Genomic DNA, 22,419 nt, shown 5'->3' with positions numbered 1-22,419 from the left:
CCCCCATGGACAGCCTTTCAAACGCCGCGCTGCTGGCGTTCGCAGCCTTCGCGGCCGGTGTGCTCAACGCCATCGCTGGCGGCGGCAGTTTCCTCACCTTCCCGGCCCTGGTGTTCACGGGGGTTCCGCCCATCGTGGCCAATGCCACGAGCGCCCTGGCGGTGAGCCCCGGCTACCTGGGCAGCACGCTGGGCTTCAAGGCGGAACTGCGGCGGCTGCCGTGGGCCCGGCTCAGGGCCGAGACACTGATCGCCGCAACGGGCGGCGTTCTGGGTGCCTTGCTGCTGCTGGTCACCCCCTCTGCCGTCTTCAGCGGGCTGGTGCCCTGGCTGCTGTTGTTCGCCACGCTGCTCTTCGTGGCCGGGCCGTGGCTGGCTAGGCGCGCCTCGCCCGCCGACGGGCAAACGGCCCACCCCTACGAACGCTGGCGCGGCCTGGGGCTGATGGCAGTGGCCATCTACGGCGGGTACTTCAACGGCGGGCTCGGCATCCTGCTGATGGCGCTTTATACCGTGACGGGGGAAAGGCACCTGCACACCACCAACGCGCTCAAGAACCTGAATTCGTTGGTGCTGTCGGTGTTGTCGGTCATCACCTTCGCGCTGGCGGGCGCCATCGCCTGGGGGCCCGCAGTGCTGATGATGGTGTCGGCCACCGCAGGCGGCTACGCCGGCGCCCATTGGTCTAAACGCCTGCCAGCGAGCTGGGTACGTGCCGTCGTCGTACTCACCGGCCTGGTGATGAGCGCGCTGTTCTTCGCCCGCAACCAGGCCTAGGCGCGGCGCGACACCCGAAAACTGCGCACCTCGCCGCTGCGCCGCCTGGCCTCGTAGGCCCGCAGCTCGCGCTTCACCACGGGGGCCAGCAGGTACAGGCCGATCACATTGGGAACCGCCATGATGAAAACCATGGCGTCGGAAAAGTCGATCACGGGGGCCAGATCGGCGCTTGACCCCAGCACCACGCAAGCAAAGAAGACAGCACGGTACACCCACACCGAGCGCGCGCGGCGCCCCAGCAGGTAGGTCCAGCCCTTGAGGCCGTAGTAGAACCACGTGACCAGCGTGGAAAACGCAAACAGCACCACCGCCACCGCCAGCACATAGGGGAACCAGGAAATCACGCTGGCAAAGGCGACCGACGTGAGCTGCACGCCCGTCAGGCCTGTGCCCAGGCTGCCGCTGATGACGATGACCAGCGCGGTCATCGTGCAAATGACGACCGTGTCGATGAAGGGCTCCAGCAGCGCCACATACCCTTCGGTGACCGGCTCACGGGTGCGAACGGTGGAATGCGCAATGGCGGCGGAGCCGATGCCCGCCTCGTTGGAAAAGGCCGCACGCTTGAACCCCTGTATCAGAGCGCCAACCGCACCGCCCGCCACGCCCTCGGGCGAGAAAGCGCCCGAGACGATCTGCCACAAGCCCCAGGGAATGCGGTCGGCGTGCACCACCAGCACCGCCAAGCCGGCGACCAGGTAAACGCCCGCCATGAAAGGCACGAGCCGCGAAGTGGTGCGGGCAATGCTTTCGGCGCCGCCCACCACCACCCAGGCCAGCAATGCCGCCAGCAGCACACCGAAGAGCCAACCCATGCCTGCCAGCGGCCCCTCGGCCCCGCCGGTGACACCCAGCACCTGCCCAAAGGCCTGGTTGGCCTGGAACATGTTGCCGCCACCCAGGGCCCCGCCCACGCAACAGATGGCAAACACCCCGGCCAAAACCTTGCCGGTGCGCGCCATGCCGCGATCTGCCAGACCACGCGACAGGTAGTGCATGGGCCCGCCGGATACCGTTCCGTCGGCGTGTTCACGCCGGTACTTCACCCCCAGCACGCATTCCGTGAACTTGGTGGCCATGCCAAGCAGACCGGCCACGATCATCCAGAACGTGGCCCCCGGCCCGCCCAGGCTGACGGCCACGGCAACGCCTGCGATGTTGCCCAGCCCCACCGTGCCGGAGAGTGCCATGGTCAGCGCCTGGAAATGCGTGGTCTCGCCCGCATGGCGGGCAGCGGGATCGGTGTAATCGCCCCGGGTCAGGTGCAGCGCATGGCGGAAGCCCCGCCCCTGTATGCCGCCGAAATACACCGTGAAAACCAGCCCGGCCAGGATCAGCCAACCGACGATCAGGGGCACGCTGACTCCGGCCACCTCGACACTGTGGAACACCACACCGGCCACAGCCCGGGAGACCGGCTCCACAAGGGCGTTGATGTGGGCGTCGAGGGTGGTTGGCATGGCGGTACTTACTGTAACGCCCCCCACGCAAAACTCACAGACACATCACTGCCTGTGCGAAGCAATACATTTCCGCATGCGTGGGGACAACGTCAGCGAAGTGGCGCCGCTCCCCTCTGTCGTCGGTTCATCCCCGCATGCGCGGGGAACACCTTTTCGTAGTTGACTGAGGCGTCATAGCTGGCGGTTCATCCCCGCATGCGCGGGGAACACGAATGCTCATGGCACAAGTGTTTCCTGTGTGGTCGGTTCATCCCCGCATGCGCGGGGAACACAAGGAATGCGCAGAGGGCGCACTCCGCTCCGCCGGTTCATCCCCGCATGCGCGGGGAACACCTTGAGTTGCGCCATTCGCCTTTCGTGCTCGGCGGTTCATCCCAGCATGCGCGGGGAACACCGACCTGAACTGACATGGCAGCCGTCACGCGACGGTTCATCCCCGCATGCGCGGGGAACACCGCGACTGACGCGGTGATGCATACGGCTAGGGCGGTTCATCCCCGCATGCGCGGGGAACACCCTAGGAGCCTGCTCAAGAACTGAATTTAGTTCGGTTCATCCCCGCATGCGCGGGGAACACACGGGCAAAGCCGTTGGACTCCATAAACACACCGGTTCATCCCCGCATGCGCGGGGAACACGTGAGAGTCAGTAGGGTATCCGCACCCATGGCCGGTTCATCCCCGCATGCGCGGGGAACACCACGCCACGCGCGCCAGGATCGACCGTAGGTTCGGTTCATCCCCGCATGCGCGGGGAACACATTGACCAGCTGCACAGCCCGCGCCCTGATCGCGGTTCATCCCCGCATGCGCGGGGAACACGCACTGGCCAACAAGAGCATCACCAACGGCATCGGTTCATCCCCGCATGCGCGGGGAACACACCGGCGTGCCGATCCGCTGGGTGCGCGCCGACGGTTCATCCCCGCATGCGCGGGGAACACGGCATACGCACCCTTGCCCTTGACCCCGCCACCGGTTCATCCCCGCATGCGCGGGGAACACGTGCGGGGCGATCCTGTAGCGGCGGATGCCTTCGGTTCATCCCCGCATGCGCGGGGAACACATCACCACGCCCGCGGCACTTGCGCCTATGGCCGGTTCATCCCCGCATGCGCGGGGAACACGAAGCGGTAGGCCTTCTCGCCGGGCTTGCCGTCCGGTTCATCCCCGCATGCGCGGGGAACACGCGAAGATGCGCCGCCGCTTGGATACGGCGCGCGGTTCATCCCCGCATGCGCGGGGAACACAAAAAGATGCATACGGCGATATCTTCGTTACGCGGTTCATCCCCGCATGCGCGGGGAACACGACCGCATGCTCAATGAGGTGTCGGCCATGAACGGTTCATCCCCGCATGCGCGGGGAACACGATCACCAGCTCGCGCGAGACCATCCAGTACTTCGGTTCATCCCCGCATGCGCGGGGAACACCAGCAGTGGCTGGTGGAAGAGAACGAGGGTGCCGGTTCATCCCCGCATGCGCGGGGAACACCAGTCCAATGTACTGATGTACTGAGGTGCTGTCGGTTCATCCCCGCATGCGCGGGGAACACAGCAGCCAGCCAAACGGTTTGCGTGTACGTTTCGGTTCATCCCCGCATGCGCGGGGAACACCGCTCAGCCGGGACATGGATGCACCCCTCGCGCGGTTCATCCCCGCATGCGCGGGGAACACAGCAGCCAGCCAAACGGTTTGCGTGTACGTTTCGGTTCATCCCCGCATGCGCGGGGAACACCGCTCAGCCGGGACATGGATGCACCCCTCGCGCGGTTCATCCCCGCATGCGCGGGGAACACGCGCAGTGCCCTGCCGTCACGGTGATGATGGGCGGTTCATCCCCGCATGCGCGGGGAACACTAGTCCCGGAAGCGGACCGGATCGTCAAAACGCGGTTCATCCCCGCATGCGCGGGGAACACGGATCGTTGCCGACTCCAACGGTACCCGATGCGGTTCATCCCCGCATGCGCGGGGAACACGCAGCAACCTTAAACATGGCCCAGGCACTCCACGGTTCATCCCCGCATGCGCGGGGAACACGATACCCATCGCCACATGGGCGTGGATTTCGTCGGTTCATCCCCGCATGCGCGGGGAACACCAGGAGCCGCCGCCACTGAGGAAGTTGTCTACCGGTTCATCCCCGCATGCGCGGGGAACACCGGACAAGTCAGGCCAATAGCTCGGACATCATCGGTTCATCCCCGCATGCGCGGGGAACACGACGGGTTGCACCACATCGATCAGCCCGGCTACGGTTCATCCCCGCATGCGCGGGGAACACACGTGCGTGTGCCGCCAATTGGTACGGCGTCGCGGTTCATCCCCGCATGCGCGGGGAACACTGCAAGTCGCAACACTGAGGAATGGCTAATGGCGGTTCATCCCCGCATGCGCGGGGAACACTCCGGCACCCTGCCCACCGCCATGGATTCCATCGGTTCATCCCCGCATGCGCGGGGAACACACGGACGCCGCCGCCGTGGCCTACGCCGGCGACGGTTCATCCCCGCATGCGCGGGGAACACGCCAAGCAGGGTTTCCTGCCCTACGCCGGCGTCCGGTTCATCCCCGCATGCGCGGGGAACACTCGTCGTCGGCCGCGCGTCGGGCCTGACCAGCCGGTTCATCCCCGCATGCGCGGGGAACACCGATAGGTCGGGCTGTCGGCTTCCTTGCGCGACGGTTCATCCCCGCATGCGCGGGGAACACGTCTTCAATGACGGCAAACATGCCGCCACGGTAGGTTCATCCCCGCATGCGCGGGGAACACATCGTCGAGTTTGCGGCCACGTGGTCGGAGGCCGGTTCATCCCCGCATGCGCGGGGAACACTGATTCACCAACGTCTGGTGCACACCCCCAGCCGGTTCATCCCCGCATGCGCGGGGAACACGGTGTTGCACGTAGTAAGTCGGGGTCATGATTGCGGTTCATCCCCGCATGCGCGGGGAACACCCAGTACTGGTGCGCCCCCTGCCCTCCCACCGCGGTTCATCCCCGCATGCGCGGGGAACACCTGAACCTCGCCGAACCATCCTCGCATCAGCACGGTTCATCCCCGCATGCGCGGGGAACACATAAATGATGTGAGCGCCGTTCATGGAAAAGGCGGTTCATCCCCGCATGCGCGGGGAACACGCACACGCGCCCGCGTAATCCGGCGGCGCCTGCGGTTCATCCCCGCATGCGCGGGGAACACCTGAAGAATTACAGCGGCATCAACGCTGTGGACGGTTCATCCCCGCATGCGCGGGGAACACTGGGGCCAGAACGCGCCCAGGCTGCGCGTAGGCGGTTCATCCCCGCATGCGCGGGGAACACATCATCGGTGGTGCTGATGTGTACATGTCCGACGGTTCATCCCCGCATGCGCGGGGAACACTGGAAGCAGGTTGCAGGCGCCGACTCCGTGACCGGTTCATCCCCGCATGCGCGGGGAACACTAGCCCTGGAAGAGGTGCGCGTCGGTGAAGCGCGGTTCATCCCCGCATGCGCGGGGAACACGAACTGCCTGATGCGCCAAGTGCTGGCCCAGGCGGTTCATCCCCGCATGCGCGGGGAACACAACTTCTATAGAAGTAAAATTTTCCGTTCTGGCGGTTCATCCCCGCATGCGCGGGGAACACGCCACCGCCACCGCCGCCCAGGTTGCCGACGTCGGTTCATCCCCGCATGCGCGGGGAACACGCCACGATGGAGCCGTCCACAAGTTTCATGGCCGGTTCATCCCCGCATGCGCGGGGAACACCTGAAGGCAAAGGCATTGCGGATGCAATTTTGCGGTTCATCCCCGCATGCGCGGGGAACACACCGCGACACCGACCAGGTAAAGGCCCGTCAGCGGTTCATCCCCGCATGCGCGGGGAACACATGCATCAACGGTTGAGTATGCACAGTTCGCGCGGTTCATCCCCGCATGCGCGGGGAACACTACGCCGGACAAACCCGAAGTCCTGGCGATTGCGGTTCATCCCCGCATGCGCGGGGAACACCTGCGTATTGAATTGGCAGATCATCGTACAGCCGGTTCATCCCCGCATGCGCGGGGAACACTCCCGCGACACCGGACAGGCAAGGGCAGATGGCGGTTCATCCCCGCATGCGCGGGGAACACGACGTGGTGCGCAGCGTCGGGGGGCTGAAGAACGGTTCATCCCCGCATGCGCGGGGAACACAACACATCCAGAATGTCCTGGACGTGTTCAGACGGTTCATCCCCGCATGCGCGGGGAACACAGTTGGCATTAAAAAACCGCCTGTTCGGCGGTCGGTTCATCCCCGCATGCGCGGGGAACACGACGGAACGACGCCAAGGGAGGCCCAAACCTACGGTTCATCCCCGCATGCGCGGGGAACACTTTCAGGCAAGCTGGTGTTTGAGGCGTCCACCCGGTTCATCCCCGCATGCGCGGGGAACACATGCTCTCCCTCATCGTCGCCAGGAATGCGGCGCGGTTCATCCCCGCATGCGCGGGGAACACGTTCGAGTTGATGCTCGAAAATGATCAAGCCCCGGTTCATCCCCGCATGCGCGGGGAACACTTGTCGAGCATGAACTCGAACTTTTCCGGGTACGGTTCATCCCCGCATGCGCGGGGAACACAGGTGAGGTTCGCATGAGCGCTGCAGCCCTCGCGGTTCATCCCCGCATGCGCGGGGAACACATCAAAGCCGCCTCCGGCGAATCTAGCTCAACCGGTTCATCCCCGCATGCGCGGGGAACACTGGACGCTGCCAAGTTCACCGTGGATGGGCGACGGTTCATCCCCGCATGCGCGGGGAACACAAGTGGGAGGGGAAGCATACGCGTCCATTCCGCGGTTCATCCCCGCATGCGCGGGGAACACACTTAACACAAGCATTTGATTCCAAAAGGAAAAAATGCCTCGTCAAATTTTACCGAATTGAGTTGTTAAAGATCACCCGTGCCAACAGGCTGAAAGGCGACCAACCTCAGCCCATCAAACTCCACCGGAATCCGGCGGTTTTCCCCGAGGGTTTGAAACTCGTACCCCGACTCATGGCTGCTCGCCCAGGCCATGACCACATTGCCATCTTCAAATCCGGCCTGAAGTTGTTCCCAGATCATCTCCCGGGTGCGTTTCGACACATCTCCGATGTAAACGCCCGCGCGCACTTCCAGCAACCAGATGGCCAAACGCCCACGCAAGCGCGGGGGCACGTTTTCCGTGACCACCACCAAAAAAGTCATCCTTGCACCCTGTGCCCAGCTTCGCCTATGCCCTGCGGGTTTGGTATGGCTGGCGCAACAGCTTCCGTCGGCGCTTCCGGTGGAAGCACGCCCCCAGCTGCCAACACATCCTCAATAGCGGGGATGATCCGCGTCAACAGATTGCTTGACCGAAAGATGTCCCTGCACGCCAAGCGAACCTCCCGTTCAGGCTGGTGTGGTTTGCGCGCGGCCACACGAAACGCCACAGGCACCACCGTCTCAAACTTGAAGAGATCGGCTATGTCGTACACGAACGACAACGGCTTGCCGGTGTGGATGAACCCCACGGCGGGCGCGTACCCGGCAGCCAACACCGCCGCCTCGGTAATGCCATACAGGCAACTTGTGGCCGCGGACAAGCACCTGTTGGGCACGTCTGCCGTGTCCCACTGCTGGCGGTCGTAGTTTCGCGCCCGCCAATCCACGCCGTGCTCGCGCGCCAGCAGCTTGTACGTCTCGCGCACCCGTGCGCCTTCAATGCCACGGAGTTGCTCCACGCTACGCCGTGCGGGTGCGGGCTCGCCAAACCGCACTTCGTACATTTTGCGTACAACCTTCAGGCGCAATTCGTCGTCAAGTGCCAACTTGGCCTGATACAGCAGCCTATCTGCCCTCGCGCCGCCCGGCTGGCCGCTGGCGTAGAGGCGCACACCCGCCTCCCCCACCCAAACCAGCAAGGTGCCTACCGTTGACGCCAGATGCGCCGCCGCATGCGACACACGTGTGCCGGGCTCCAGCATGATGCAGGCCACCGACCCCACGGGTATGTGCGTGCGCACGCCGTTCTGGTCGATCACCACGAATGCCCCATCCAACACATCGATCTGCCCATACTGGATGAAGACCAAGGACACACGGTCTTTCATGGGTAACGGTTTGAGGGGCGGAAGCATCATGCCCGGGCCAGGCTGAGAAGACCACAGCCGAAGGCTTTGGCTGGGCCTATGCCGTCCAGCAAAGCGTTCCGAACGCTGGGTGGTTCCTGCACCTCTAGCACCCCATCGAAGCACACCTGCTGCACAGTGACGTTGCCCCCCGGTTTGCGCTTGCTCTCCAGCAAGTCAGATGCACTCACCACACCGGCCTTGACGGCAAAGCCGTGGCGCACACCTTGACGTTTTAGCCATTCCAGCTGAGTCTCTTCGTCCATCAAACCATAGCGCTTGCCCAGTCGCGTCACTGTGGGGTTGGCCATCAGGCGGAAGCGATAGGCGCCAGCCTGCACGTGCCTATCAAGCTCAACCGTTTTGCTCTCTGCCGGTTTCTGCAGATAGCCCGGCAGGGATTGCAACGAATCCCACTCCCCGGCATGACGAGACTGGACTAATACCGTGGGATGCGTCCAAGGATTGGTGTCGCGCTCCAGCCGCCACAAGAAGCGCGTTGGCTGTTCGGCATCGCCCATCACAAAGGCGCGCGACAGCGTGCGGTGCATGTCGTAGGCGTCTGCCAAGTCCCGGCGTGCTTGCGCACACCGGGGATCAAGAATCAATCGTGTCAGGTACATGCAGCATTTCCTGTTTGACAAAACGCGGCCCAAAGCGCCGGTCGCTGTAAGTTCCTACGGGCTGATCCAGTCGCACGGCGCCTTCTGTTGCATGCTCCAACAGCAGGCGTAGCGTTTGCTGTTCATCACCAGGCACCAGCCTTGGCCAGGAGCGCAGCGCGGCGGGCAGTTCCTGCGGCAACAATGCGTCGGACAAGGCCACCGGCATGCTGGGCACAAAGCTCTTGCGCCCCAAGGCCAACGGCCAGTAGGGTGCCTGCAACGCTGAGTAAATGCGTTCCAGCAGCGCTTGGTCGTTCCCCTCCAACCCCACCAGAAACACGGCATCAGCCAGGTAGTAACGCGGGCTGATGACCGTTCGATCCGCCTTGGCCTTACCCTCCGCGTTGATCACACCGGTGGCGGTCTGGTAGTCGCGCATGGGCACGCCTTCGCGGTCCACGCGCGCGCCCATGCGCAAGCGTGCCAGATCGTCCACGGGTTCGGCACGATCACGGCCCAGGGCCGCACACACCAACCCGATGACGCCCGATTTGGAGGGCTCCAACTGCGTGTCGCGCTCGTCAAAGCGGCTGGTGGTGCCCCACGACTGCATGGGCCCTTGCAAACGCAGCAGCAAGGTGGCCATGCTCAGCGCCCCTGTTCCGCTGCGACCTGTTCTTTCACCCAACTGGCCAAGGCTGCAAGGTTGGCCTGCTGCTCGCCCCGCCCCTCTGGCCAGGCACCGCTCAGGTCCAGATAAGCCCAACGGTCACGCGGATCGGCATACACACCAGCCAACAATGCTTCGTGCTTGGCAAGTTCCGCCACCGACTGGCTGCTGAGTGCCTGATCGCGCCCAGGCGCGACGGGTTTTTCAAAGGCATTGGCCAAGTTCAAGGGCGCGGCATGCCGCAGGCACACACCAACAAACGCGGGCATATTGTGCGCCGCAAAGGTGTTTTGCTTGCCCGTGGGCACGGCACGCACCTTGGCTTGCGTGAACGCCTCCAGCGCGGCCAAGGTCAAGTCCTGGTCGCCTTGCAAGTTCTTCAGCAATTTGGTGGCATCCACGACTGCATAGCGGTAGAACGTGGCGGAGTTGAACTCGACTTGGCCAATCATGCCGGCGCCGGTTTCCTCCGGCCCGCCCACGTCATCCACGGCAGTGAAGTAGTCAAACTCCCGCTCCACCCTGTGGGTGCTGATGGCATGCGCCACTTGGCAGGCTGCATCCTGGTTCACCTCGGGCATGTCAGCCAGCATGCGCCCAAACAGTGCCACGTCCACGGCCTTGCCACCGTTGAGCAGCGCCTTGGCTTTCTTCTTCACCTCATCTGGCGCACTGGCTTTGGCTTCTTTCTTGCCCTTCTTCTCGCCACCTGCTGGGCTGGCAACCAACTCATCCCAATGCTGTTCGATCAGTTCCGCCAAACCGGCAATTTCCCCTTCGCCCAGGAACAACAGGTACTCGGTCTGCCCGTCGTCTTTGAGCTTGAGGCCTGCCGCCGCCAATGCGGCTTCAATCTTCCCTCGGGCTTCTTGTGCATCACGTCCGGGCAACTTGGCTTGCAGCAGCGCAAGCAACTTCTTTGTTCGCACACCACGATACTGTGGCGCCACCAGTTCGTGTTCTTGGGACGCCAAACGTATGGCGCGCTTGAAACACTGGCTGCTCACCCGCGCACGGCGGTGCCCGCCAAACAAGGCGTCCTTGGGTGCACCTGTGTCGTCGCGATTGAGGTTGGACGGTGCAAAGTTTTGGATCAGGTGGTATTCAACAAACAGGGGCATGACAGGCCTCTCAATCTTGGTTGACAGTGGATGGTTCTTCGGTGGCGGGTGCCAGTGCACGGTAAAAGTCTCTGGCCCAGCGTTGACGGATACGGTCGCGCTTTTCCGGGTCAAGGCCCGTGTTCAGCCAGAAACTCAGGTCGTTGAGCAGCGTGGCGTAGTTCAGGCCCACACCATCGGCAGACAGCAGGCTGACGATCTGGCGCAGGTGGTTGGGCAAGTCCTCTGCATCGGCGCCCAGCAAAGCCACGAAACGCTTCTCGATGCTGCTGCCCTGGTCTTTGCCGCGCTGGCGCATCAGTTGGGCCAGACTGCTGGCCAAGCTGGCGGACGCTTGGTGCGGGTGCATGGCATACAACCCCGCCACCAGATACAGTGCCAAGCGTTGTGGGTGGTTGGCATGGCTTTCTGCCGCCACAAAACGCTCCACATACGGATACGCTGGCGGATAGGCTCCCGGGGCAAACCCCAGGCTTCGGCGCAGCGCCGCCAGGGCACCCGGCTGGCGTTCAGACAACGCCGCCAAGTGCTTCAAAAAGTCGTTGGCAAAGTCACTCATGCTTGCGCCTCCTCTGGTGGTTGAGTGATGGGGCTGGCGGGTCTGAACTCGCGCAGCACGCCTTGAAAACGCGGCCACCCCCGGGCCTCTGCCCGAATGGCTTGGGGTGTGCGCCCAAGCTGCTGTGCCAGCACCGTCCAACTGACTTGCGCTGCCTCCAGCAAGCGGGCCGACCAATGGTTCTCTGCCTCTTCCGCATCTGTGTGGGCAATGTGCTGCAGCAACTGCGGCAACGCCCTTTCGGCGTGCGAGAAGAACACGGACGTGGCCGCGCCCCCATCCAGCAGGGCACGGGCGCGGGCACGGGTGTCCTTGCTGTCCGGGTCGGGCATGGTTTCGGCAAACATGGTGGTTCCCAGGGACCTGATGCGATCGTGCAGTCCCTCGGCTTGACGGACTTTGTCTCGAAGGAACCCCGCCAGCCGGGTGTCGCTGAGCAAAGCCGGGGGCAACGCCATCTGCTCACATCGCCAACGCAAAAGCTTGGCCTGGTCGCTGGCCAACCCGGCGACAAGCAAGGGCTGGTCACTGTCGTCACCCAGCATCAGCCGTAGATTGGCTGCCAGACCCAACACAGTCGCGGGCTTGCTCAACTTGCCTTCAGCATCTGGAACCAGGGCTGGCAGATCCCGCCAAAACGCCTTGCCCTCGGTGAAGGTGACACGCACCAATTTGTCTTTACCTGCGCGAAAGTTCGCCATCGGGTCTGGCGCGTTCTGGTCGTCGGCCATGGCCATGCCTACGGCGAAATGCAACCACTGCACGCGGCCTGTAGGCGTTCTCTGGAAAAGCACCGCTCTGCTCAGGCGGGTGTAGCGGTCGTTGGCTCCGGTTGGCAAGGCCGGTTCGGCCACAAGCTCATGGCGCTGCGGTGCGTCACGCTCCCATGCGGGCAAATCACTGTTGGTGCTGCCGGGATGCAAGGCCAGCAGAAGGGTTTGCTGCAGGTTGGCGCCGACAGGCACCACCGCTGCGGTATTGCTCAGCGGCCCGGCATTGTCAGAAACCCGCAATGTCTGCACCAAGCCGCCAGGCGTGAACTGCAAAAAGCCCAACAGCTCCCGCAAGGCCACACCTGGCAGGATGGCACGGGGCGCGTCGTCGCTGGAGTGGTCAAACACCACTGGCGTGTTGCCATTCGCACTGGCCAAGGAAATTTGGGTCCAGGGCTTGAGTTTGTCTTTGGTTTCTGGCAACGCGGCCAGAGCTGCCACCTGCATGAACGGATGTTCTGGATGGAACAACCAAAACCGGTCACGCCATTTGTTCAGATACGCCTGAACCACGCCCTGAGGCAACCCTTCGCGGAACCACTTGGCACGGTGCGCTTCGGTCCATGGCCCGTGTTCCGTCGTGAACGCACGGTGGGTAATGGCCAGCAAAAGGCGGTACTGCGCCACCAGACTGGGCGGAGAGGTTTCGGCCAATGCGCTGACGTGCTCGATCTGGTCAAACAACTCCAGCAGCCCCACGTCCTTGACCTGCCCATCCGCCATGCGAACGGGGAGCCAAGGCTCGTCCAACAAGTTGAAACCAGGACTCATGCATTTCCCTCCTTGGAAGTGTTCGCGCCATATGTCAAACCAAGCTCTTGGTTAAGTTGCACACGCCAATCACCTGCGACCGTAAAACCATCGGCGGACAACTCCATCGGCTTCAAATGACGCAACAACGGGTGTTCAGCGAAAGCTGGAGGGGCGGTCACGGCTGCGAAGTGGGCCACCAGCCCCTTGCGGTTGATCTTCAGTTGGCGGCCATACAGACGACGAGCCAACGCATCAGCAATGGGCCGTTGCGGATCAAACGCCTCACCCTCCGGGGTAACGCTCCACCCGCCTTCGACGGCATACACCGGCACCACGGTGATGGCGTCGTCGCCCAAACGGGTTTTGTTGACCAGCCCCAGTCCTTCGCCTTCTTCGCTTCCACGCGGTAGCTGCAGGTACGCGAGCTGCGGCTCGGCCTTGGCATCCACGGCAATGTTGACCGCCTTTTGCCGTTCGTCTTTTTCGTGCGCCAGCCGCTTGCCATAGGCTTCTTGCGTGATGTAGGTAAGCGCCTCGGCATCCAAGTCTTCGGGCAGGGGGTCGTCGCCGTAAACAGCCTGCACCAGACGGTCGATGTCTCCGGGCAGGGTCAAGACACTCTCACGCGACAACAAGGCCCAGGTGCGGCCCAAGATGTACGGGTCGTACACGAACTCCCAGGCGGTGCTTTTCAGTTCGGGCAAATGCTCGGGTGCCAGCCCCGCAACGTACAGCCGCGCCTGGGCGTGCGCCGCGGGCCGTGTGCGTTGATGCCGGTGCAAGCGCCCCGCTCGCTGCAGGATCAAGTCAACAGGCGCCAAGTCTGTGATCAGAAAGTCAAAGTCAATGTCCAGGCTTTGCTCCACCACCTGGGTAGCAATCAGCAGCACCCGGCCCTCCCGTTGAACAGATGGATTTGACTGGCCAAACGCCGCCAGCACGTCACGTTCACGCTGGCCACGCTCGTCTGCGGGATAGCGGGCATGAAACAACATCAAACGAACGTCCGCACCCAGCAATGGTTGCAACTGGCGATACAGCTTTTGAGCCCGGTCAACGGTGTTGACAATCACCGCGCCGTGCCCGCCGTTTTCAAGCTGTTGCAGTGCGCATTGCGCCAGGGCCTCGACGCTCTCAGCCACGGCGTGCAAGCTGATGGCAGGCAAGGTGCGCGCAGCGAAGGTGGCACCCTGCACGCCTTGAGAGTCGGCCATGACCAAACGGGGATACGGCAATTCAGGCACTTGATCCGCATTGACGCCCCAAGCGGCCATAAGAGAACGCCTTTTGTTCTCCGGCAAGGTGGCGCTCATCAGCACCACCGAGGAACCCAGAGCCTTGAGCCAGCGCAGTAGCGCCTCAATCAAACCGCTTGTGTAGGTGTCGTAGGCATGAACTTCATCCAACACCACCACACGGTTGGCCAAGCCCCACAGCCTGACGAAGTGGTGCTTGACGTTCAGCGTGGCAAACAAGGCTTGGTCAATGGTTCCCACACCGTAGGGCGACAGCAAGGGTCTGCGCCGCTGCGAGAACCATGCCGAACAAGACACGTCGTCCTTGCGCTCGCCGTAGATGCCTCTGAGTCTTTGCACACGTTCATCCAGCATGGCGCCTCCATGCACAAGCTGTATGTCCAGGCGCTGCTGTTCGCCAAAAGCGCGCAGGAATGTGAGGCCCCGGTCGAACATGGCGTTGCCGGTTGCCTGGGTAGGCAATGCCACGTACAACCCCCGATGGGCATTGCCTGCCTGCAGACGCAAGTGGGCCAGGAAGGCCAGTTCGGTCTTGCCCTCGCCCATGGGGGCCTCAACCAGCAACAACGTCGGCCCCTCAGCCCCCGACAGCAGGCGGTCACCTTCTGCCTGCAGGGGCCGTACCCCCAGGCCTGTCCGTCCAACGATGCGCCCTATCAAATCGTCCGCACCCTTATCTTCTGTCAACAGCGGTTGCGCTTGAGTCCATCCAATCTGTTGTAACGCCTCCTCGGCACGGGAACGGGCTTCAGCGAAGTGGTCTGCCAGCGAATCTGCACGCTCGCCCAGTGGAAACCAGTCAACGTTGGAGCCAATCCAGTCGGCCACACTGGTCAGGCCCGCCAGCCACTCCACTGCAGGAAGCGGCAGGCTCTCACCCATGGGCACACCTTGGGGAGATAACGTCTGCCAATAGGCCGCGAACAACGCCTGCCGTGCAGCCGCCCAGGCCTTTTCTTCAAAAGGCGACGTTGCTGCCTTGATTTCGGTGACGTTGAGGTTGTAGCCATGGTGGGCACTGATGCCCTGCAACGCACTTAGAACCCAGCCCCTCGCCGCCCCGGTTGCACACAGGTATGGCGGCAACAACGCCGCACTGGCCGCAGCATGGTCGGCGTAGTTTGCATCGGTCTTGGAAAACTTGAGCCCGGTGGACTCGACACGCAATTTCCCTGGCGGCCACTTGGTCTGGAAACCGGCTATGGACTTGCCAAAGTCATGCAGGCCCACCAACGCCGCCGCAGAACGGATGAACACATCCTCGCCCGTGCCGAACTGCTGGGCCATGGCGTTGACTGTGCTGCGCGGCTCATGCTGAAGCAGGACTTCGGCCACGGCAGCCACGTCCAACATATGGGCCAGCAAGCCATGCCCCTGCGGCTCCCCGCTCTTGGCCCAAAGCACCCTCACGGCCTCTGGCAGTTCCGCGAACCTCATTTCCGCTCCCTCCCCGCTGCTGTTCGGCCCATGCTACAGCAAAGTAGCATTTGTGGCGAATCAGATTCGCCCGCTAGCGGCGTGGCAGCAAGGAGTTGGTGTGACAGCATGGGCGTTCCGTAGTTGGTTTGCCCCTATGCTGCAGGCCTTGCGTATCAAAAAACGATATGCGCGCAGGATTTTGATGAGAGATACAATGTATCTCATACGATCGCATCAGGAGGCCGCTATGGCTGCAACCACCATGGTCCACGTTCGTGTGGACGAGAACATCAAGGCTCAGGCAACAGAGACGCTGGCATCCATGGGGCTGACGGTTTCTGACGCGGTGCGGGTCTTTCTTACACGTGTGGTGGCTGACAAGGAATTGCCTTTTGCCTTGAAAGCTCCAAACGCCACCACCCGCGCCGCCATGGCCGAAGCCAACGATATCGTTCAGAACCGCCGCGCCCGCTTTGCCACTGCCAACGCCCTGATCGATGAGCTTGAAGAAACCGGCAACCAGTAAGCGGGCAGCCCTGCCTCGCGCGTCCGACTACACCAAGGAATTTCTTAAAGACTGGCAACGCCTGTCGCATTCGGGCCGGTATGACATGAACCGCCTGAAAGCAGCCATGACGCTGCTGGTTTCCAATGACGGACCGCTTCCGCCTGAATGGCTGGACCACCCGCTGACCGGAAACTGGGCCAACCATAGGGAATGCCACATCGGCGGCGACTTTTTGCTGATCTACACGCTTGACGATATTGGCAAGCATGGGTTGGTTGTGTTTGTTCGCACGGGCACCCACGCGGAGTTATTCGGATAAGCCGTCCGGGTCAGCTCACCCCCACACCCCCTCCAGCGCCGCCCAGGCCGCCTGAATGGCGGGCTCCTGCTCCCGCCCAGCCAGGCAGATGAAGCTGAGCACGCAATCCAGCTGCACCCGGTCGGCGATGACGAGGCCGCGCGCTTGCGCCTCGCGGATGGCCACCGAATCGCGCACCAGGCTCAGCCCCACGCCGGAGCGCACCAGGTCCAGCATGGATGCCTCCTGGTCCACCTGGGCCACGCGGCGCACGCGCAGGCCTTGCGGCGCCAGCACCTTGTGCAGCAAGCGGTGGTGGGCCGAGGCGGCGGGCGTCTCGATCCACGGCAGACTGGCCAGGGCCCGCCAGTCCTGCCCCTGCACCTGTGGGCCCCAGCCGGCCGGCGCCAGCACGCGGTAGGTGAAGGGCGTGAGCAGGCGCACGCGATACGCCTCGGCCGGGCGGCCCTCGTTCGGGTCGCCCAGGTAAAAGCCCACGTCCAGCTCGCCTGCCTCCACCCGCGCCAGCACCTCGCCACTCATGCCCTGGCGCAGCACTGTCTCCACCTGCGGGGCGGACTCCACCAGCTGCCGCAGAAAGGCGCCCAGGCGGGTGAACTCGGGGTCGAGGATGGTGCCGATGGACAGCGTGCCGCGCACCTGCGAGTGCAACCGCTGCGCACCGCCCACGAATTCGCGCTGCGCCTCCAGCACACGGTCCGCCAGGGGCAGGAGCGCCGCGCCGTCTGGCGTGAGGCGCATGCCACGCGGTGTGCGCTCGAACAGGCGCAGGCCCAGCCGCTCCTGCAGGGTCTTCACTTGCAGGCTGACGGCGGGTTGCGTCAAGTGCAGGCGTTCGGCGGCGCGCGAAAGGCTGCCCTCCCGGGCAACGGTGACGAAGATGCGCAAGGCGGGGATGTCCACCAACCGATATTAATAGGATTTATGTCACGCCCAAGAAATTCTGACTGGTGCAATGCCCGGCTTATGGGTAAATTGGCAAGCCTTCCTATACAAAGTTCAGATACCACTGAGGAGACCATGTGGACGACGCCTTGACTTTTGACCACATCGTGGTGGGTGCGGGCACCGCTGGCTGCCTGCTGGCCAACCGCCTGAGCGCCGACCCGGCCCGGCGCGTGCTGCTGCTGGAAGCGGGCCCGCCCGACAACTACCACTGGATCCACATCCCCGTGGGCTACCTGTACTGCATAGGCAACCCGCGCACCGACTGGCTCTACCAGACCGAGGCCGACCCCGGCCTGAACGGCCGGCGCCTGCGCTACCCGCGCGGCAAGACGCTGGGTGGCTGCAGCAGCATCAACGGCATGATTTACATGCGGGGCCAGGCGCGCGACTACGATCAGTGGGCCCGCCTGACGGGAGACGCATCCTGGTCCTGGTCGAACTGCCTGCCCGACTTCAAGGCCCACGAGAACCACTACCGGCTTGACGCGGAACACGAGGGGATGAGCGACCCCGCCTTTGCCGCCCTGCACGGCAACCGGCAACTGGGCAGCACCGGGGAATGGCGCGTGGAAAAGCAGCGCCTGCGCTGGGACATCCTGGACGCCTTTGCCGCGGCCGCGCAGCAGGCGGGCATTCCCGCCACCGGTGACTTCAACGGTGGCAACAACGAAGGCGTGGGCTACTTTGAGGTGAACCAGAAGGCGGGCTGGCGCTGGAATGCGTCCAAGGCCTTCCTGCGCCCCGTGCGCCAGCGCACCAACCTGACGGTATGGACCGGCGCGCAGGTGAAACGCCTGCTGCTGGAAACCGCCGCCGACGGCAGCCTGCGCTGCACGGGTGCCGAAGTGGTGCGCGACGGCCAGCTGCACACCGTGCGCGCCACGCGCGAGGTGACCTTGAGCGCGGGCGCCATTGGCTCACCGCAAATACTGCAGCTGTCGGGCATCGGCCCGGCAGATCTGCTGCAACAACACGGCATTGCCGTGCAGGCCGACGTGCGCGGCGTGGGCGGCAACCTGCAAGACCACCTGCAGATTCGCGCTGTGTTCAAGGTGCGCAACGTGAAAACGCTCAACACCCTGGCCAACAGCCTGTGGGGCAAGGCCAGGATAGGGCTGGAATACGCCCTGCGCCGCAGCGGCCCCATGAGCATGGCGCCCAGCCAGCTGGGTGCCTTCACCCGCAGCTCGCCAGACATGCGCGACCCCAACGTGGAATACCACGTGCAGCCGTTGAGCCTGGATGCCTTCGGCGAGCCGTTGCACAGCTTCCCGGCCTTCACGGCCAGCGTGTGCAACCTCAACCCCACCAGCCGGGGCGCCGTGCGCATACGCAGCGCCAACTTTCAAGACGCGCCCGCCATTGCGCCCAACTACCTGAGCACCCCTGAAGACCGCCAGGTGGCCGCCGACAGCCTGCGCTTGACGCGGCGCATCGTGGCGCAACCGGCCCTGGCCAAGTACCAGCCCGAGGAATACAAGCCCGGGCTGCAATACCAGAGCGACGAGGAACTGGCCCGGTTGGCGGGCGACATCGCCACCACCATCTTCCACCCCGTGGGCACCACCGCCATGGGGGCCGATGGCGACCAGAACGCCGTGCTGGACAGCCACCTGCGCGTGCGCGACGGACGCGGCGGGCGCATTGCCGGGCTGCGTGTGGTGGACGCCGGTGCCATGCCCACCATCACCAGCGGCAACACCAACAGCCCCACCTTGATGATGGCCGAGAAGGCGGCACGCTGGATCTTGTCGGGCGTGTAGGGGCTGTCAGACGTCCGACAGCATGAATCACGAAAATACCGGGTTATTCCCTATGCCCAGGCTTGGTGCATGTACCTAGAATGTAACCACTCGCTGACTGGAGGGTGCGCCCTGACAGTCACACGCGAGAGGACCGAGGAGACAACCCAAACTCGAACAACAGAAATCCAGCGTCCCCAGAGATGCAGAATACTTCAGCGCCGGCTACATGCCGGCGTTTCTTTTTTGGGTTCAGGCTTTTTCGTTCAACAAGGCACCCATGGTGCGGTCGGCCACGCGCAACACCTGCAGGTTCGCCTTGTAGGCAAAGCTGGCCGACATCTGCTCCACCACTTCCTCTTCCAGATTCACGCCGGGCTGCTGCGCTTTCTGCAGGCGCGTGGTCACGCCGCCTTCGGGCACAGCCTCGGCCACCGCCTCCTGGCGGCGGAAGCCCTCGGTGGGCAGGTTGGCCACGTTGTGGGCCGAACTGTCCAGCCGAAGCTGCGCAGACTGCATGCCCGACTGGGCGATGGAAAGGATGTTCACCGGGAAAAGCTCCTGAATGCGCTCAAGTTTACGCCGCCGCACCGGCCGTGCAAAGCACCTGGTCTTTTGCACGCGGTTTGATCTGGCTCAAATCCCCGCCCAAAATTAAGCACGATACTGCACATCGCTTCAAAGACAGAAGCACTAAAGTGCATATCAACCACCCAGGAGACCCGCATGAGCCAGGAAGACACCCTGATCGAAGCCCCAGAGTCGGTCAACAGTGACCGTTTTGTTGAAGTGAGCTACGACGACGCCATTCCCAACAACGTGGATTTGTCGTCGGACCGCACGCTGCTGCGCGCGCTGGAAAGCTGGCACCCCGGCTACCTGGACTGGTGGAAGGACATGGGGCCCGACGGCTTCCAGGAAGCTGACGTGTACCTGCGCACCGCCGTGGGCGTGGACCCGGCGGGCTGGGCCAAGTTCGGTTACGTGAAGATGCCCGAGTACCGCTGGGGCATTCTGCTGGCGCCCAAGGTGGAAGGCCGCACCATTCCCTGCGGCCGCCACAAGGGCGAGCCCGCCTGGCAAGAGGTGCCCGGTGAATACCGTTCGCTGCTGCGCCGCCTCATCGTCATCCAGGCCGACACGGAGCCTGCATCCGTTGAACAGCAGCGCTACCTGGGCAAGACCGCGCCCAGCCTGTACGACATGCGCAACCTGTTCCAGGTGAACGTGGAAGAAGGCCGCCACCTGTGGGCCATGGTGTACTTGCTCGTCAAGTACTTTGGCAAGGACGGCCGCGAGGAAGCCCAGGCCCTTCTGGAGCGCCGCAGCGGCCAGCAGGACAACCCGCGCATCCTGGGCGCCTTCAACGAGCGCACGCCCGACTGGCTGAGCTTCTTCATGTTCACCTACTTCACCGACCGCGACGGCAAGATGCAGCTGGCCGCGCTGGCCGAAAGCGGCTTCGACCCGCTGAGCCGCAGCTGCCGCTTCATGCTGACGGAAGAGGCGCACCACCTGTTCGTGGGCGAAACCGGCGTGGGCCGCACCATCGAGGCCACCTGCAACGCCATGGTCAAGGCAGGCATCAAAGACCCGTACGACGTGGAAGCCATCCGCAAGCTGGGCGTGGTGGACCTGCCGCTGCTGCAGCGCAAGGCCAACTTCCACATGAGCGTGACGCGCGACCTGTTCGGCTCCGAGATTTCGTCCAACGCCGCCGACGCCTTCAGCGCCGGGTTGAAGGGCCGCTTCAACGAAGCCAACCTGAAGGACGACCACGAACTGCAGAACGACACCTACGCCGTGGAGCGCGTGGTGGATGGCAAGCTGGTGAAGGAAGACGTGCCTGCGCTGCGCGCCATCAACAGCCGCCTGTTGGACGACTACATCGCCGACTGCCAGGGCGGCATCGACCGTTGGAACAAGGTGATCGAGAAGGCGGGCATCGACTTCCGCATCACCCAGCCGCACAAGGGCTTCAACCGCCGCATCGGCGAGTTCGCGGGCCACCGCATCAGCCCCGACGGCCGCCTGCTCACCGAAGCCGAGTGGCAAGCTGGCCAGGGCGAATGGCTGCCCAACGACGCCGACATGGCCTTCATCAACTCGCTGATGCAGCCCTGCCACCAGCCCGGCGAATACGCCAGCTGGATCGCCCCGCCACGCATGGGCATCAACCAGCAGCCGGTGGACTACGAGTACGTGAAGATCGACTGATCGGCGGGTGGTCCGGCATCTCCGTGGTGCCGGGCCCCCGAAGGGGTCAGTGCCCAATGTGACGGCAGCGCCTGCAGGACAGCGCGGGCGTCGAGCGAGCGGATGGGCACGGCCTTGTCCATGGGGATGCGGTCATGTGCCTGCAAGGCCATGTACCGCAGGGCGCTCACCCGCAGGAAGGACGCGAAGTTGCCCACTTCACCACGTGCAGCAACCAGTTCGTCATAGAGCTTCTCGATCAGCTGAACCACGGTCATGCCGTCGCGCTCGCCGATTTCGGCCAGCACATCCCAGTAGAGGTTCTCCAGCCGGATGCTGGTGACCACGCCATGCAACCGCACCGAGCGGGTACGGCTGGCGTAGCTGTCGGGATCGGCACTGATGAAGATTTCACACATGACGACACTCCTGCGCGGTGATCCAGCGCGCATTGTGCGCCGCCCGGGCGGTTTTTGGCATCAGTGGCTGATACGGGTGCCCAGCACCTCCAGGAACTGCGCAATCCACGCAGGGTGTGCTGGCCACGCTGGCGCGGTGACGAAAGGCCCGTCGGTGACCGCCTGGTCCACCGCGATGGGCGCGTATGTGGCGCCCGCAAGCTCCACCTCCACCTGGCAGGCCGGATAAGCCGAGATGGTGCGGCCTTTGATGTCGCCTGTGGCAGCCAGCAGCTGGGCGCCGTGGCAGATGGCCGCCACTGGTTTGCCGCTGCCGGTGAAGTGTTTGACCATGGCCACCACGCTGGCGTGCATGCGCAGGTACTCGGGGCCACGCCCGCCGGGGATCACCAAGCCGTCGTAGCTCTCGGGCTTCACGTCGGCAAAGTTGGCGTTGAGCGTGAAGCGGTGGCCGGGCTTCTCGCTGTAGGTCTGGGCGCCCTCGAAGTCGTGGATGGCCGTATGGATCCAGTCGCCGGCTTTCTTGTCGGGAGCCACCGCGTGCACCGTGTGACCAACGGCCTGCAGTGCCTGGAAGGGCACCATGGTTTCGTAGTCTTCGCAGTAGTCGCCGCAAATCATCAACAGCCTCTTGCCCATCGGAGTCTCCTTGGATAGCGTGGATCAGGCCTTGATTGTTGGCGGGCAGGTGGCACAAGGGGTAATAGCCGGTTACTGCGGCCCAGCGGGTTTACCCTGACGAAGCCTGCGCACAGAAAAAAGGCCTGC

The 22,419-nt window shown here is 63.7% G+C and carries 18 protein-coding genes and 1 CRISPR repeat array; of the genes, 5 read left to right on the top strand and 13 right to left on the bottom strand.

The genetic code is table 11. The features are described from left to right. Positions 1-5 precede the first annotated feature (5 nt). Positions 6-776 (top strand): sulfite exporter TauE/SafE family protein, encoded by a 771-nt coding sequence (locus ACYVHH_RS07350; RefSeq protein WP_460564485.1) that lies wholly within the window; start codon positions 6-8, stop codon positions 774-776. Here the strand turns inward: ACYVHH_RS07350 and ACYVHH_RS07345 are convergent. The 9 genes from ACYVHH_RS07345 to cas3 form a co-directional block, all read right to left on the bottom strand. Continuing rightward, on the bottom strand, positions 773-2,239 hold the full coding sequence (locus ACYVHH_RS07345) for an alanine/glycine:cation symporter family protein (protein ID WP_460564484.1): 1,467 nt from the start codon (positions 2,237-2,239) through the stop codon (positions 773-775). The genes ACYVHH_RS07350 and ACYVHH_RS07345 overlap by 4 nt on opposite strands. Before the next feature lie 123 nt (positions 2,240-2,362). After that, positions 2,363-7,093: direct repeats of the CRISPR family, unit length 29 nt; unit sequence CGGTTCATCCCCGCATGCGCGGGGAACAC. A 65-nt stretch (positions 7,094-7,158) separates the two neighbouring features. Continuing rightward, positions 7,159-7,458: a type I-E CRISPR-associated endoribonuclease Cas2e gene (gene cas2e / locus ACYVHH_RS07340; RefSeq protein ID WP_460564483.1), complete on the bottom strand. Its 300-nt coding sequence runs from the start codon at positions 7,456-7,458 to the stop codon at positions 7,159-7,161. After that, positions 7,455-8,345 (bottom strand): type I-E CRISPR-associated endonuclease Cas1e, encoded by an 891-nt coding sequence (cas1e, locus tag ACYVHH_RS07335; RefSeq protein ID WP_460564482.1) that lies wholly within the window; start codon positions 8,343-8,345, stop codon positions 7,455-7,457. Before cas1e ends, cas2e begins: the two co-directional genes overlap by 4 nt. A gap of 26 nt (positions 8,346-8,371) precedes the next feature. Next, positions 8,372-8,986, bottom strand: coding sequence for a type I-E CRISPR-associated protein Cas6/Cse3/CasE (gene cas6e / locus ACYVHH_RS07330; protein WP_460564481.1), 615 nt, complete (start codon positions 8,984-8,986; stop codon positions 8,372-8,374). Then, entirely contained in the window at positions 8,961-9,614 is a 654-nt protein-coding gene (cas5e, locus tag ACYVHH_RS07325; RefSeq protein WP_460564480.1) for a type I-E CRISPR-associated protein Cas5/CasD, read from the bottom strand. Before cas5e ends, cas6e begins: the two co-directional genes overlap by 26 nt. 2 nt (positions 9,615-9,616) lie before the next feature. Further along, positions 9,617-10,759: a type I-E CRISPR-associated protein Cas7/Cse4/CasC gene (gene cas7e, locus ACYVHH_RS07320; RefSeq protein ID WP_460564479.1), complete on the bottom strand. Its 1,143-nt coding sequence runs from the start codon at positions 10,757-10,759 to the stop codon at positions 9,617-9,619. Between the two features lie 10 nt (positions 10,760-10,769). Then, positions 10,770-11,318: a type I-E CRISPR-associated protein Cse2/CasB gene (gene casB / locus ACYVHH_RS07315; protein WP_460564478.1), complete on the bottom strand. Its 549-nt coding sequence runs from the start codon at positions 11,316-11,318 to the stop codon at positions 10,770-10,772. Then, the gene (casA, locus tag ACYVHH_RS07310) at positions 11,315-12,862 is read right to left on the bottom strand and encodes a type I-E CRISPR-associated protein Cse1/CasA (protein ID WP_460564477.1); all 1,548 of its coding nucleotides are present in this window, start codon (positions 12,860-12,862) and stop codon (positions 11,315-11,317) included. The genes casB and casA overlap by 4 nt, the downstream gene beginning before the upstream one ends. Then, complete coding sequence (gene cas3, locus ACYVHH_RS07305; RefSeq protein ID WP_460564476.1) at positions 12,859-15,537, bottom strand: CRISPR-associated helicase Cas3'; 2,679 nt, start codon at positions 15,535-15,537, stop codon at positions 12,859-12,861. The genes casA and cas3 overlap by 4 nt, the downstream gene beginning before the upstream one ends. 229 nt (positions 15,538-15,766) lie before the next feature. Between cas3 and ACYVHH_RS07300 the strand changes: the two genes are divergently transcribed. Together ACYVHH_RS07300 and ACYVHH_RS07295 are read left to right on the top strand one after the other, a co-directional pair. After that, entirely contained in the window at positions 15,767-16,045 is a 279-nt protein-coding gene (locus tag ACYVHH_RS07300; RefSeq protein ID WP_460564475.1) for a type II toxin-antitoxin system RelB/DinJ family antitoxin, read from the top strand. After that, positions 16,017-16,346, top strand: a complete 330-nt coding sequence (locus tag ACYVHH_RS07295) for a type II toxin-antitoxin system YafQ family toxin (protein WP_460564474.1) — start codon at positions 16,017-16,019, stop codon at positions 16,344-16,346. Before ACYVHH_RS07300 ends, ACYVHH_RS07295 begins: the two co-directional genes overlap by 29 nt. Positions 16,347-16,361: 15 nt before the next feature. Here the strand turns inward: ACYVHH_RS07295 and ACYVHH_RS07290 are convergent, their stop codons facing one another. Further along, positions 16,362-17,249: a LysR family transcriptional regulator gene (locus ACYVHH_RS07290; protein WP_460564473.1), complete on the bottom strand. Its 888-nt coding sequence runs from the start codon at positions 17,247-17,249 to the stop codon at positions 16,362-16,364. 119 nt (positions 17,250-17,368) lie between these two features. Between ACYVHH_RS07290 and ACYVHH_RS07285 the strand changes: the two genes are divergently transcribed. Continuing rightward, positions 17,369-19,057: a GMC family oxidoreductase gene (locus tag ACYVHH_RS07285; RefSeq protein WP_460564472.1), complete on the top strand. Its 1,689-nt coding sequence runs from the start codon at positions 17,369-17,371 to the stop codon at positions 19,055-19,057. A gap of 231 nt (positions 19,058-19,288) precedes the next feature. On the opposite strand, the gene ACYVHH_RS07280 is transcribed toward ACYVHH_RS07285, so the two are convergent. Next, the gene (locus ACYVHH_RS07280; protein WP_460564511.1) at positions 19,289-19,555 is read right to left on the bottom strand and encodes a flagellar basal body rod C-terminal domain-containing protein; all 267 of its coding nucleotides are present in this window, start codon (positions 19,553-19,555) and stop codon (positions 19,289-19,291) included. 207 nt (positions 19,556-19,762) lie between these two features. Between ACYVHH_RS07280 and boxB the strand changes: the two genes are divergently transcribed. Continuing rightward, entirely contained in the window at positions 19,763-21,253 is a 1,491-nt protein-coding gene (gene boxB / locus ACYVHH_RS07275) for a benzoyl-CoA 2,3-epoxidase subunit BoxB (RefSeq protein WP_460564471.1), read from the top strand. On the opposite strand, the gene ACYVHH_RS07270 is transcribed toward boxB, so the two are convergent. Continuing rightward, on the bottom strand, positions 21,229-21,651 hold the full coding sequence (locus ACYVHH_RS07270) for a ribbon-helix-helix domain-containing protein (RefSeq protein ID WP_460564470.1): 423 nt from the start codon (positions 21,649-21,651) through the stop codon (positions 21,229-21,231). The two genes, boxB and ACYVHH_RS07270, sit on opposite strands and share 25 nt — an antisense overlap. 60 nt (positions 21,652-21,711) lie before the next feature. Next, positions 21,712-22,290, bottom strand: a complete 579-nt coding sequence (locus tag ACYVHH_RS07265; RefSeq protein WP_460564469.1) for a DJ-1/PfpI family protein — start codon at positions 22,288-22,290, stop codon at positions 21,712-21,714. Between the last annotated feature and the right edge of the window lie 129 nt (positions 22,291-22,419).

The organism is Hydrogenophaga aquatica, from assembly GCF_054780915.1.
The sequence above is the reverse complement of the archived record's forward strand: the minus strand, read 5'-3'. Positions and strand labels throughout refer to the sequence as shown.